The organism is Methanocella conradii HZ254 (assembly GCF_000251105.1).
Classification (GTDB): Archaea; Halobacteriota; Methanocellia; order Methanocellales; family Methanocellaceae; genus Methanocella; species Methanocella conradii.
Map to the genome: position 1 here is coordinate 1,428,762 of NC_017034.1, position 12,701 is coordinate 1,441,462.

At 42.9% G+C, this 12,701-nt stretch carries 16 protein-coding genes; 5 read left to right on the forward strand and 11 right to left on the reverse strand.

Translation table 11 applies throughout. The features are described 5' to 3' along the window. Window positions 1-581: 581 nt before the first annotated feature. The 6 genes from MTC_RS07480 to MTC_RS07500 form a co-directional block, all read right to left on the reverse strand. A complete protein-coding gene (locus MTC_RS07480) occupies window positions 582-2,645 on the reverse strand; it encodes a sodium-translocating pyrophosphatase (RefSeq protein ID WP_014406087.1) in 2,064 nt (687 codons plus the stop codon). 232 nt (window positions 2,646-2,877) lie between these two features. After that, window positions 2,878-2,994, reverse strand: a complete 117-nt coding sequence (locus tag MTC_RS13810; protein ID WP_143767106.1) for a type II toxin-antitoxin system HicA family toxin — start codon at window positions 2,992-2,994, stop codon at window positions 2,878-2,880. Window positions 2,995-3,075: 81 nt separating this feature from the next. Beyond that, window positions 3,076-4,116, reverse strand: a complete 1,041-nt coding sequence (locus MTC_RS07485) for a beta-ribofuranosylaminobenzene 5'-phosphate synthase (protein WP_014406088.1) — start codon at window positions 4,114-4,116, stop codon at window positions 3,076-3,078. 286 nt (window positions 4,117-4,402) lie between these two features. Then, the gene (locus tag MTC_RS07490) at window positions 4,403-4,738 is read right to left on the reverse strand and encodes a type II toxin-antitoxin system MqsA family antitoxin (RefSeq protein WP_052322798.1); all 336 of its coding nucleotides are present in this window, start codon (window positions 4,736-4,738) and stop codon (window positions 4,403-4,405) included. Next, on the reverse strand, window positions 4,735-5,019 hold the full coding sequence (locus MTC_RS07495) for a DUF4258 domain-containing protein (RefSeq protein WP_014406090.1): 285 nt from the start codon (window positions 5,017-5,019) through the stop codon (window positions 4,735-4,737). Before MTC_RS07495 ends, MTC_RS07490 begins: the two co-directional genes overlap by 4 nt. 312 nt (window positions 5,020-5,331) lie before the next feature. Next, window positions 5,332-6,318, reverse strand: coding sequence for a transposase (locus MTC_RS07500; protein WP_048189168.1), 987 nt, complete (start codon window positions 6,316-6,318; stop codon window positions 5,332-5,334). Between the two features lie 345 nt (window positions 6,319-6,663). Between MTC_RS07500 and MTC_RS07505 the strand changes: the two genes are divergently transcribed. Both MTC_RS07505 and MTC_RS13085 read left to right on the forward strand, forming a co-directional pair. Next, the gene (locus MTC_RS07505) at window positions 6,664-7,086 is read left to right on the forward strand and encodes a type IV pilin (protein ID WP_014406092.1); all 423 of its coding nucleotides are present in this window, start codon (window positions 6,664-6,666) and stop codon (window positions 7,084-7,086) included. A 135-nt stretch (window positions 7,087-7,221) separates the two neighbouring features. Then, a complete protein-coding gene (locus tag MTC_RS13085; RefSeq protein WP_143767107.1) occupies window positions 7,222-7,632 on the forward strand; it encodes a hypothetical protein in 411 nt (136 codons plus the stop codon). Window positions 7,633-7,939: 307 nt separating this feature from the next. Here MTC_RS13085 and MTC_RS13610 read toward each other — a convergent pair whose 3' ends face one another. Both MTC_RS13610 and MTC_RS07510 read right to left on the reverse strand, forming a co-directional pair. After that, complete coding sequence (locus tag MTC_RS13610; protein WP_237705878.1) at window positions 7,940-8,092, reverse strand: hypothetical protein; 153 nt, start codon at window positions 8,090-8,092, stop codon at window positions 7,940-7,942. Further along, a complete protein-coding gene (locus tag MTC_RS07510; RefSeq protein WP_048189170.1) occupies window positions 8,085-8,489 on the reverse strand; it encodes a nucleotidyltransferase domain-containing protein in 405 nt (134 codons plus the stop codon). Before MTC_RS07510 ends, MTC_RS13610 begins: the two co-directional genes overlap by 8 nt. A 641-nt stretch (window positions 8,490-9,130) precedes the next feature. On the opposite strand from MTC_RS07510, the gene MTC_RS07520 reads away from it, so the two are divergent. Both MTC_RS07520 and MTC_RS13330 read left to right on the forward strand, forming a co-directional pair. Continuing rightward, window positions 9,131-10,003, forward strand: coding sequence for an SDH family Clp fold serine proteinase (locus tag MTC_RS07520; RefSeq protein WP_048189171.1), 873 nt, complete (start codon window positions 9,131-9,133; stop codon window positions 10,001-10,003). 32 nt (window positions 10,004-10,035) lie between these two features. Continuing rightward, window positions 10,036-10,197 (forward strand): hypothetical protein, encoded by a 162-nt coding sequence (locus MTC_RS13330; protein WP_014406096.1) that lies wholly within the window; start codon window positions 10,036-10,038, stop codon window positions 10,195-10,197. A 189-nt stretch (window positions 10,198-10,386) separates the two neighbouring features. Here the strand turns inward: MTC_RS13330 and MTC_RS07525 are convergent, their stop codons facing one another. Together MTC_RS07525 and MTC_RS13335 are read right to left on the reverse strand one after the other, a co-directional pair. Then, complete coding sequence (locus tag MTC_RS07525; RefSeq protein WP_014406097.1) at window positions 10,387-10,722, reverse strand: nucleotidyltransferase domain-containing protein; 336 nt, start codon at window positions 10,720-10,722, stop codon at window positions 10,387-10,389. Window positions 10,723-10,768: 46 nt separating this feature from the next. Beyond that, the gene (locus MTC_RS13335) at window positions 10,769-10,927 is read right to left on the reverse strand and encodes a hypothetical protein (RefSeq protein ID WP_014406098.1); all 159 of its coding nucleotides are present in this window, start codon (window positions 10,925-10,927) and stop codon (window positions 10,769-10,771) included. Between the two features lie 611 nt (window positions 10,928-11,538). On the opposite strand from MTC_RS13335, the gene MTC_RS07535 reads away from it, so the two are divergent. Next, on the forward strand, window positions 11,539-11,868 hold the full coding sequence (locus MTC_RS07535) for a type II toxin-antitoxin system RelE family toxin (RefSeq protein ID WP_048189173.1): 330 nt from the start codon (window positions 11,539-11,541) through the stop codon (window positions 11,866-11,868). Between the two features lie 281 nt (window positions 11,869-12,149). On the opposite strand, the gene MTC_RS07545 is transcribed toward MTC_RS07535, so the two are convergent. Beyond that, complete coding sequence (locus MTC_RS07545; RefSeq protein ID WP_014406100.1) at window positions 12,150-12,425, reverse strand: hypothetical protein; 276 nt, start codon at window positions 12,423-12,425, stop codon at window positions 12,150-12,152. Window positions 12,426-12,701: the final 276 nt, after the last annotated feature.

A 12,701-nucleotide genomic window follows, 5' to 3' on the forward strand; every position in this document is an offset into this window, starting at 1 on the left:
ATTATATTCACCACAGAGGTTCACAGAGGACACAGAGGCTTTTTATTTCCTAGGGGGGCTTCGCTGAGAGACCTTCCTTCTACCCATTATAAATGAGATTCTTTCTTATTGTGCGTCTTCCATCTTATACTAAATCCATTTATTATACTAAATAATTGTATATCAAATGATTAGCCTATTAAAGATTGAGGGGGTCTCCTAGGGGGGCTTCGCCCCCCTAGGAAATAAAAAGCCTCTGTGTCCTTTGTGGACCTCTGTGGTGAATATAATCTCTGTGTCCTTTGTGGACCTCTGTGGTGAATATAATCTCTGTGTCCTTTGTGGACCTCTGTGGTGAATATAATCTCTGTGTCCTTTGTGGACCTCTGTGGTGAATATAATCTCTGTGTCCTTTGTGGACCTCTGTGGTGAATATAATCTCTGTGTCCTTTGTGGACCTCTGTGGTGAATATAATCTCTGTGTCCTTTGTGGACCTCTGTGGTGAATATAATCTCTGTGTCCTTTGTGGACCTCTGTGGTGAATATAAAATCCCTTTGTGGTCTCTGTGGTAAAAAAGGGGTTGGTGTTTTTTGCACCAACTCATCTCAATAGGTAGTACGTGGTGATCAGGCCGATGAATATCAGCGAGATGGTATTCATGACCTTGATCAAGGCGTTTAGCGATGGGCCGGCCGTATCCTTGTAGGGGTCGCCAACCGTGTCGCCGACGACTGCAGCCTTATGCGCATCGCTCTTCTTGCCGCCATAGTTGCCCGCCTCTATGAACTTCTTGGCGTTATCCCAGGCTGCGCCAGCGGAGGTCATATGCAGGGCCAGCATAAGGCCCGTGATGATGACGCCAAGGAGAAGGCCGCTGAGGGCGGCAGGCCCAAGGATAAAGCCCACGACAAGCGGGGTCAAAACCGCAAGCAAGCCTGGCAGAGCCATCTGCTTCAAGGCGCCCACTGTGACGATGTCCACGCACTTACCGTAGTCCGGCTTCGCCGTACCCTCCATAATGCCCGGAATCTCCTTGAACTGGCGCCTGACCTCCTCGACTATCTTGAAGGCGGCGCGACCAACGGCCAGCATACATAGGGCGCTAAACAGGAATGGCATTGCACCGCCTATGAAGAGGCCGATGAGCACAACCGGGTTGTCAACTGAAAGGTTGAGCTGCTCCGGGGGCAGCGGGATGTCCGCCTTAAACGCCGCGAATAAGGCTAAAGCTGCAAGCGCCGCCGAGCCTATGGCATAGCCCTTCGTCACCGCCTTCGTGGTGTTTCCCACCGCGTCCAGCGCATCCGTGTGTTTCCTGACCTCCGGGGGCAGCTCGGCCATCTCGGCGATGCCGCCCGCGTTGTCTGTGATGGGGCCATAGGAGTCAATCGTGACGATTATGCCCGTCACGGAGAGCATGGCCACGGCAGCTATGGCGATGCCATAGAGGCCTGCGAAGTAATATGCCAGGAAGATGCCCACAACGATGACCAGTACGGGCAGCGCTGTGGCCTCAAGCCCCATCGCTATTCCAGTGATGATGTTCGTGCCCGCGCCGGTAACCGAGGCCTTGGCCACCTCGTTGACCGGCCTGTGGCCCGTGCCCGTGTAGTACTCTGTTATCATGAATATTGCCGCCATCACGCCGAGCCCGACGAGCGAGGCGATGAATATCCCGACGTTGCCTCCGAGAAGGTACAGGTCGGCCACGTAGAACAGGATGATTGATAGGACAGTAGCCGCTATAAGCCCCTTATAGAGGGCGCCCATGATGTTATTGCTCGACCCCAGCCTGATGAAGAATATTGATATTATCGTCGCTATGATTGCGGCCGCGCCCAGGAGCAGGGGGAAGGTCGCAAGGTTTGCGACCGCTGAGGCCGCTAATCCATAGCTCGACGTGAGGCTATTCTGGATGGCGGGGATGCTGCCGAGAAGTATGGCTGCAAGGGCCGTCACGATGTACGTCTCAAACAGGTCGGCTCCCATGCCGGCGCAGTCGCCCACGTTATCTCCTACATTGTCGGCGATGACGGCCGGGTTCCTTGGGTCGTCTTCGGGTATGCCCGCCTCGACCTTGCCCACCAGGTCTGCTCCCACGTCAGCCGCCTTAGTGTAGATGCCGCCGCCAACCCTGGCGAACAGGCTGATAAGGCTCGCCCCGAAGCCCAGCCCTACCAATGGCTTCAGGTCTACCGGCTGCCCCGCAGGGGTTAGCACGTATGCTGCGATAAGGTAGACGCCGCTAATGCCCAGCAGCCCTAATCCTACCACTGCGAGGCCCGTTACCGAGCCGCCCCTTACCGCGACCGATAGCGCCTTTGCGAGCCCGCCCTTGGCCGCCTCAGCCGTCCTAACGTTCGAGCGGACGGAGATATTCATGCCGATATACCCGGCAGCGGCGGACAGCACGGCCCCTAGCACGAAGCCCCCCGCCACGTACCAGCTAATGGCAAAGCCGAGTATGATAAATATGATGACAGCGAATATCGCTATGGTCCTGTACTGTCTGTTCAAGAACGCCATCGCGCCTTCCTGTACAGCGCCTGATATCTGCCTCATCCTTTCCGTGCCAGGGTTTTCCCTGAGCACCGAGTAGGCGAAGTATCCTGCCGCTATCAATGCCAGGATGCCTGCGATTGGCGCAAGTATGGTATAGTCCATATTCCCTTATCCTCCTGTGAAACCTGTTTATCGTGACGATGAGCTTCCCTCTTTATGAAGCATCATGGATGTCACGGGTAAAAGTTCAAAGACTTTTACTTGACAAATACTTGAAAGGGTACCCTCGGTATAATAATCATATTACACGCATATAACATTTACTGAGATGGCAAGGATATCCTAGCTCTCCTCCAGCATCTCAACTTGTAACTGGCGACAATTTTTTTCCCCGTTATAATCGATTTTTCCCTAAAACAATATGGCTCCCTTTTTGGCGTGAGAACCTATAGCCTAGCCTGTTTAAAAATTTTATCAGCTTTTTTGCATTAACTGCTGGCTGCTTCGGCACCCTGGCTCACCTGGGGCTCGATATCGAGAATAATTCTCGCTTCTGTAATTTTTAGCTTGATGTCTATCATATTGCCACGCCTTATGTTTGCTCGCCAGGTACAGGGATGGGCATTGTCGCTTCTTTTTCGCTTGCTATCCTTTTTACCCACATGCCATGGTTATTTGGCTCGGCAATCCAACACTTATGGGCTATTCCCAAATCGTCGAGGTAGCCGGAGACTGCTTTCTGGATGTCGCGGGCACTCTTATTGTTATCGGTCAGGCCGTATACGGTGGGGCCGAAGGAGCTCATGCCGCTGCCATAGGAGCCCGCCTCGTTCATGACCTTCAAAAGGCCGGGCACGAGAGGGGATTTGAGCTTGACCTCGACTTTTTTGAAGCCTATCTCCTGTAGCCTATTTATGGCAGCGCCAAACGTTTCTATATCTTTCTCCAGGATGCCGGGTACCATCTGCATTAATATGACGCGGCAAACACGGCCTATCTCAGCCTCGTCGAGCGGGAAGGATGACTGGAAGATGTCCACCTCGGACTGGCCGTGGGAGCCCTCGTCGTTGAGGGGCATTGCGAGTATGAAACGCCAATCCTCAGGTATGTCGCACCTTAACACCATGGGCGCTGGCTTTGCCTTTGAGGCTGATGACGGGAGGCAGGAGTCCTTTTCCTTGCCCTTGCCGAAGCTGTGGCCGCAGTCGAGTATGAAGCCCCCCTTATCGAAGGCCCGCACCCCTATGCCTGAAGTCCCACCCCTTCCCACCAGGCGGGCCAGCGCCTCTACGCCGTTGTACTGTATATCGTATTCCTTGCAGACGGCGTATGCGAGGGCGAGGCACATCTGCGTCTTTGAGCCGAAGCCGGCGTGTGCCGGTATCTCTTCCTCGATGGTAATTTCCAGGTCGGGGAGCGGCTTTCCAAGCCTGTCGCATATGTCTTTTACTATTTTCTCGATGCTTCCAGGGCTGGAGCCGTTGACGTGGAACTCTTTAGCGCTTTTGATCGAAAGGACGTTGCGCGGGTTGTTTATGGCTACGCCGGAGCCGCCGTCTATGCGGCCCAGATTCCCGTTGAAGTCTATCAACCCGAAATGTAGGCGCGAAGGCGTTGTTATCCTCACATTCATTGGCCAATCATTCCTTGGTAAATGTGTAATACATATCGTATGTTACTTATACGTTTGGTTTTAGCATGCGAGGGCTCTGTGTCCTTGCTCGCCACTGTGCTGTGGAAAAAAGAACCGCAGGAGCCTATCCCGTTTTTGTGGGAGATTATCCGATCGGCTTTGTACATGGTATCTTGGCTGTGCGTTTATACGCCATAATCCGTATAAACATAGGCTTTTAAACAGTTATATGATATAGAGTTTGCGGGTGGTGGAATACCTTAGGGAATAAAGATATATTTTTTCTTTATGCGGAAAATGCCGCCATATTTGTTGAAAATGCAATCTCTGTTGCCAGAATCGTCTTAGATGCAGCGAGAGGTATCGTGCCTTCACGGTATGCCTTGATTATCTTTTCCATCTTTCTTGAGACCCCCAGCGAGTAAAATCGTTCTCCGCAGTTTTCACATATAAGGACTGGCACGTTTTTGATTATAATCACTTCTTCGCCTAATTTTATCATGTAGTCCGCTTTACCTCGTTTTCTTTTTCCATTGCAGAAGCAGCACCTGTATTGAGCCATTCTTTTCGACCACTCTGTACTATTCTTTAACTTTTTTTCTATATATAAGATTGCCATCATGATTCCCAGTAGACGGTCCTTATTACGATATAAAACCTTGATTGAGTAATATGGACTATCAGCATTTTACCGTCTATTTCACACCTGAATTTTGCCGTGGGATATGGAGTTATGTTCTCATTTTTCTCAATAAGCTCACCGTTCATAATTGTGTAAATTGCCTGATCGATTGTTATATTTCTTTGAATTGACCTGTATAAGCCATGCTCATTAAATTCGACCCTTCCGTCTTTGATTAACTTTTTGATATGCCCAACGCTAATCCTGGGTTTTTTGCTCAATTATATACACTTTGTTATAAAGATAAATAAGACTTATTTGCAAAATTATGTAAATAAAATGGTCTGGTCTTATCTGTATATATAAGTTATGGTTTATACACGAAGCGTTCTATCGGCAAGTATAAAGCCTATAAAATCATGGTATGTAATTATTCTTTTATTTATCATCATTTTCATTGTGAAGGCTCTTTTGTCCCTGCCTTTTTCTTCCCCGTTTTATCATGATGGACGAGGTACCGTAAAGAAGATAAAATTGAAATTTTGTTTATAGATGTTTTTAGCATATATTCCATATTGAGGCTTTTGCATAATTCATTCGATGATTGTTGTTCTTGGGTTTGCTTCTTGTCTTAGCTGGTAGAGTACTTGGATTAGTCGGGCTATCAGGGTGAGTCCGGTTTTTGTGTGGGTTCTAAGTATTCCTGTAGTGTTTACTCGTTTTAGGTCGAGGTGTTCCTTTAAAAGGTAGTTGGCGTATTCGCAGTGCATCCGGTTTTTATATAATTTATTCATGGTGATATCGTGGAATGGCATGTAATCCTGGAGTCTGTACTTGTTGGTCTCTTTCTTACTATTCCGGCGGTTAACAAGGTTTATCATGCTTATACCCGCCTTGTATAATAGTTCCACCTTTTCTTTCGAGTCGTAGGCCATATCGGCGAGCAGCCCCCTCATGAACAGGACCCGAATGCCCATCTTCTCAAGTAGTGGTAAGAGTTGGGTGACGTCGTGGTTGTTGGCAGGCGTCACGATGTGGCAGAGAGGGGCGAGCGTTGGTAAGTCGTACATTATGTGTACCTTGTAACCGTAATAGTTCTCCCCGGTTATATGATCGTAACCCCAATCGGCGTCGCGGTCCTTTTTGCAGTGGGCATCAAGGCTGGTGCTGTCCACCCCGACCATGGCCATGAAGTCCGGGTACGCTTCCCGGATCATGCCCGTGAGAATGACCATTATGCGGTCCACGTCCACTTCGTCTTTGAACCTGCTGAACGTGCTCATGCTGGGCAAATGGTCAAAGCCAAGAATATTCATTTTATAATAATCACCACTGAGAATCCTTACCAATTCGCTAACACTCCGTAAATTTGCCAGTTCTTTGTAAAGAAGACCTCGGAGCAAGGCTACCCTGCTATACCGTGGAGGCCTGCCCAGATTATTTTTAGGCTCCAAATACCGGAAACGCTGCCAGTCAACCGCTTCCAACATCAACAAATACACATCAGAAAGTATTTTACACCGACAATCCAAACAAGAAACGGGCATCTGCCAGCCCATACAAACGTTTTTACTTAGCATGAAAACGACACTGCCCAGATGCCCTAAATACTTTTTACAGAATTATGCAAAAGTCTCTATTTAACTATCACATTTATTCATGATATGTTGAGGCCTGATGATTATATGAGGAGACTTCAAATTTTCGACGTTTAGGCAAAATATGGAAAAAAATTTCGATAAACCAAATAACACCAAATAATCTGGGGCTAAAAATGAAAGGGTATATATACTAGCTTTTCATAGATAATACGTATAGAACGGTGTGGGATCGAATAGAGTCCTATCTCTGGGGGCGGGGATTCTCCCTTAAAAAGAAAAACGCTCTCGGTCTCAGACTGTCTAATAGGTGGAGGAATCATAACTATGGCAAAGGCAAACAGGTTCGTAAAGAACGATGAGGGTGTCTCCGCCGTGATTGGAGTCATCCTGATGGTCGCTATAACTGTCATTCTAGCGGCGGTTATCGCGGCGTTCGTGTTTGGAATGGTTGGTGGAGTCAAGAAGACCTACACGGTTTCAGTCACTGTGGCTAGGGCTCCAAATGGTGATATACTCATTAACAACATGGGTGGAAATGATGCAGGCCTAATATTAAACGGTTCAAATAATGGCTTTACAATTGCTTACACAGCCTCTAGTGGTAACGTAGTAACAGAAGCAACGGATTTAGCAGTTGGTGCATCTTATAAAATATCCTCGACAAGTGCTGCTCCGCAATGCCACGTTGTTGTAACTGGTAACTTCAAGGATGGAACGCAACAGGTATTAGCAACTGCTGATGTATAAATAATATACTAAGATCCATGATAAACATGGCTCTTATTTTTAATTTTTCAAGTTGATGGATTATTTTAGAAAAAATTTAAATAACTTTCAACAATTATTTTATCTATAGACAGAAACCGGAGATATAATTAGAATATGGATATAGATAACAATGATAACGCAATTTCAAACATATTAAGTGTATTATTGATAGTAATAATTGTTACGATACTAGCTTCAATAACAGCTTTATATGTTTATAGTTATTTACAAGATTTAAATAGGCCATATTTAGTAGAAATATCTGTAAATAGGATAGATACTACTACAATTCAAATTTTAAATTGTGGAGGACCCGATAGTGTAAATTTAGATTCATCGGTTCCGAATCAATATCCATTTATTGTTACCATCGATGGTCACGAAAATTTTTATATACCCCCTACTAAATTGACAAATGATGTTGGATCATATGGTAATTATCACGCAGTAAATGGACAAAATGTTATTGTTACTGGATTATTTAAGGATGGCAAAAAGCAAATATTGTATCAGGGTGTAGTGTAATTATTATTTAATAAATATTGATATTAAACTATTTATAAGTATTAGTTAAATTACGTAATGTAACGATGTATAGGTGATATATAAAATCTAAAATAGTTATTTTAATAATTATTTTAATGACATTTATTTCTGGTTGTACTATTAATATTTTTTCTGAAATGCTTCATCCCTATTGGTTGTGGGTGCTATTTTCTTAAATCCCTATATAGCGCTTTAAATTTTTCAGCAAGCTCGCCAGACACAGGGATTATACTCTTTTTAAAGTCATACGTATAATCATGCCCTTCATAATAATTATTTTCCAATGCTAAACACGCCTTTGACGCTTTTTCAGTAACTTGCTGCGCATGAAAGATGGCTGGAGGAAAGATTTTTCCTTGAATACGCAATCCATTGCGGCCTCATCTATTGTCGCATCGAGCAGGCACATTAAAGCCTTAGCTTCATTCTCTTTAGACATAATACCACACAGGCCCGCTCTTTAATATAGGCCTATCCGGCTTAACCTTACGGACAATGGGTGCCACTCTTTTTAAAACATCCCGCCCATATAGCCTAATATGGCTATTAAATAGCTCGTAAAGGAACGAAGAGGGCTGCCCCAAATCCTTCTCTTCTAAAATCACTACATCTATAGGCCTCTTAATTTTGTCAAACAAGTCACATTTAATATTAGCGATTATCGTTAGGTCATTCCTTGGATATTTTTTTACGATAACTGTGATATCATAATCACTTTTTGGGTTTTCATTACCTCTCGCCATGCTCCCGAATAAGTATATGGCTTCGACTCCTTTCACTTCTTTTAGGATTACGTCCATGACTTTTGCTAGCTCCATCTTTGTGGCGGTGTCCATTATTAATAAAATAGTCCCCGCATAGCTATTAATCTTATGGAATACATTATAGAGGCCATTAAGAGAGCCATATGCAAATACCTTCCTAATAAAATGATGTACCAGGCTTTCAATAATGCCATACAATATCTCCTCGAGTCAAACAAGATCACAATTGACAAAAATGGGTACATAGTCTGGATATGTGACCCTGAAGTCGCCAAAAGATATCTTTTAAGGGAAGACTTATCCGTAGAATAGCCTCTTTTTACTGGCACTTATTTACAAAAAATTAATAATAAGTGACATCGTATATTGCCTGGCGTATATTCTTAGATGGGTTAACGAGCCTGCCAGAGAGAAATTTCTAGCCTTGAGAAACTCTACATCGGAAGATAAAAAGCTATACAATAATATGCTAAAAACGTTTGATAAGCTTAAGTATAATCCCTATCGCGGTGATAGTTTCAAAAAAGACCGTATACCTAACCTTTGTTATGAAATTTGAGCAAAAATTATGATTTCTCTATCATTTAATGAATAACCGCAAATTATTTAGATTAGAATTTTTAACTTATTAGTTAATAATACCATAATTAATTATTGATTAGGGGGTTACTTAATACATGGTAAATGAACATCAACCTATTTATAATATTGTTATGGATGAACAGAACCAGAGCCATAAGACCAGGCAAGCTTTGTTCGTTAAACTCGAGGAAGAATTTGGGCTTCCTATCGTATCATATTTCACGAGTTTTCGATACCCGGCCATGATAGACAGTGCAGATGCCGATATACTTGAAGGAGTATTACAAAAGCTTGATCTATCAAAAGGATTCGCATTAATAATAAACTCTCCTGGAGGGGATGGATTAGCCGCTGAGAGAATTATAAATGTTTGTAGAAGTTATAGTGGAACAAAAGAATTTATATCCATTGTTCCAGGTAAAGCAAAATCTGCAGCTACTATGATCTGCTTTGGCTCATCTAAAATAGTTATGGGTCCAACTTCTGAGCTTGGGCCGATTGACCCTCAAGTAACCATTCCAGAAAATGATGGTTTAAAAAGGTTTTCTGCATATAATATAATTGAAAGTTATAAAAATCTTTTTAAAAAAGCGGTTGAGGAGAAGGGGAATATTCAGCCTTATTTACAGCAATTAGCCAATTATGACGAAAGGGAGATAAGAGAATTAGAATGTGCGGTATCCCTATCTAAAAGCATCTCTGCCAAGACGTTGGCATCAGGGATGATGAAAGGCCAATCAGAAAATGATATATATGAAAAAATCAAAATATTCTTATCGCCAGAGCATACAAAAACACATGGAAGGCCAATTTATAGGGATGAAGCCAAATCATGTGGCTTAAATATAGAGTATAAGGACATAAAAGACAGTTCATGGAAACTAATATATGAACTCTATATAAGAACGAATAATTTTGTGTCAACTAAAGCTCAAAAATGCATCGAAAGTAAAAATCACTCATACATAGTATTGCCGCAACCGCAAAGATTTCCGGCAAGATAAACGGCATAAGAGGCAATATAGGGAGGTATTATATGGCAGAAAGAAACGAACAAGAGGTACGTTTGGAAAAGGCTGCTGAAGATTATAAAAAGATGATGAAAGAGATTTCTCCATTTATAATTCCCAGGAAGATCGTACAACTTACAAGTGAAGGAGAATGGTGCGAGACATCCATCTGCTTAAATCTTAAATAATTTAGGGGTTCTCTGGTAAGCTGTATAAATATTTTATTTGTCATATTCATTATTTTTTTATTAATGGTCGAGTAGAAAAGTATAATTTTCATCCAACTTTTACAATCAAATGAGATGTTGGATGTTGAGAAGGTCTTCATCGGCGAGATTTGAGCGATAGTATTGCCACGATCAGGCCAGGAAACAATTCTATATCGCATTCTTGACTCGCCCATAGAGCTTAATATGGCTATTAAATAGCTCGTAAAGGAACGAAGAGGGCTGCCCCAAATCCTTCTCTTCTAAAATCACTACATCTATAGGCCTCTTAATTTTGTCAAACAAGTCACATTTAATATTAGCGATTATCGTTAGATCATTCCTTGGATATTTTTTTACGATAACTGTGATATCATAATCACTTTTTGGGTTTTCATTACCTCTCGCCATGCTCCCGAATAAGTATATGGCTTCGACTCCTTTCACTTCTTTTAGGATTACGTCCACGACTTTTGCTAGCTCCATCTTTGTGACGGTGTCCATCATTAATAAAATAGTCCCCGCATAGCTATTATTATGGGATTATAGGCCATTAAGAGAGCCATATGCAAATATCGACATCCCCAGGAGAAATGTCAAAATCTGCAAAGATCTCCTGCTCCAGGTCAGCGGCGCAAGAAATGCCATCCTCGTCTTTTCTGACGATAAAGTTAGCCTTATACTCCCTGGTCGATGCCTTTATATCCTTCACGAAGTGCTCTCCCGCTTCCTTAAAACTGGTTTTACCCTGGATACTCGCAACCGACGTTTTATTCGTACATATAAATTTTTCGCGGAGCCTTCAAATACTTTGTCCAGGCTATTAATATTGGATTAATAAGCCGCATTAAATCCGTCTAACTCAAATATCAGAAGGTATTAATACAGGATTGTTATATAAGCCTAAATAATAAACCGGGTATAGGGCATGTTAGAGATTCCTAGTATAGCTCCTAGTGGTTCACATAATAGCTTATTCTCCTTGCTCGAGCGATTTATAGAAAAGCATAGTGGAGAGTACACTTCAAAAGAGATATATGAGAATTTTTCTAAAAAGACTAACTTAAGCGAGTTCAATCGTATAATCAATGAGCTGGCCGATTCTGGTAAAATTGCCATTGATAGCGAAGGGAAAATATGCTACATATGGGACCCAGAATCCGTTAAAAGAACGATTAAAAACAAAAGACTAGCTTTTAGACGATAAGCGCAGCGATGCTAATATCCCATACACCATGCCAGCTTTATAATCTTTTATTCCTCATACCGTAAAATATAAACGCCATAATTATTTACACTGATTATAGCTTTGGTAGGCTATCCATGAGGTATCAAGTATATTTTGTTTCAGAATCCGTTTTAAAAAAATATAATAAACTTAAAAATTCTACAACCGAAGATAAAAAGATGTTCAAAATATTAACTGATATCTTTGAAAAGCTAGAAGAGCATCCGACATCAGGTATCGCAATACCAAAACGACTAATACCTAAATCATACTTAAAAAAATATAAAATGAAAAACTGCTGGAAATATGATTTGCCGGATGGATGGCGACTAATATATTATCTTAAAAGTGATGGAAAGGTGCAATTAGTCATGATTGTAAAATGGATGCCCCATGATGAATATGAAAGGGATTTTAATTATTAAGAAAAATAGTAAGGCTCTTAGACTTAAAAATCTGCCTTTTCACGCCTTCTTGCGTGCCGCAAATCGAGACGTCCTCATATTCCAGAGACATAGTCTTCTCTTTTTGAATCATCGATAATACGGCAAACTCGTCAGGAACAACCTCTGGGTCTTTATAGCACCTATTTTCCGGGCGAGCCACCGGCTCCGATGCTTTTCACCTTTGTGTTTCCTTGTGTTCTTTGTGGTGAAAGGGGTAGTGTTAGTTTCAGGTTTTAGAAGACAATTCTAAATAGGCCAGATCATTTCTTATCGCCGCTTTTCTCGTCCACCCCGTCTTTACCCCGTTTTCTCTCGCCACGATGCATGTACATCCATGTCATCTTAAGAAGGTCAATCTGCCGGGCCAGCCATCCCATCCGCATCTTCTGCTCAGCTATACAAAGCCCATAATCAGTGAGGCCATAATTCCCGTTCTCATCCCTATACACCTCCCCATCCTCTATCATGTCCTGCAGCACCGATTCTATGAGCTCAAGCCTCTCCTTCTCTTTCTGCTCACGAGACTTAAAAAACACAGGCTCACCATATAAAAAAATAATCGCTTATGCTTAAATACTAATCGCTCATACGGAAATTTATCTCAAGGGACGATAAAAGGGAAAAGTTTACAGTGCGCCGGTCGGGGATCGAACCCGGGTTTAGGGCTTGGAAAGCCATAGTGATAACCACTACACTACCGGCGCGAGTTCACAAGTGCAGACACCTAATTGCATTAATGCTATATAAAAATTTTGCCACGTCTAAGCCCAAGAAGAAAGCTTAATGAACACCTAGCTATGTATTATGCAAAA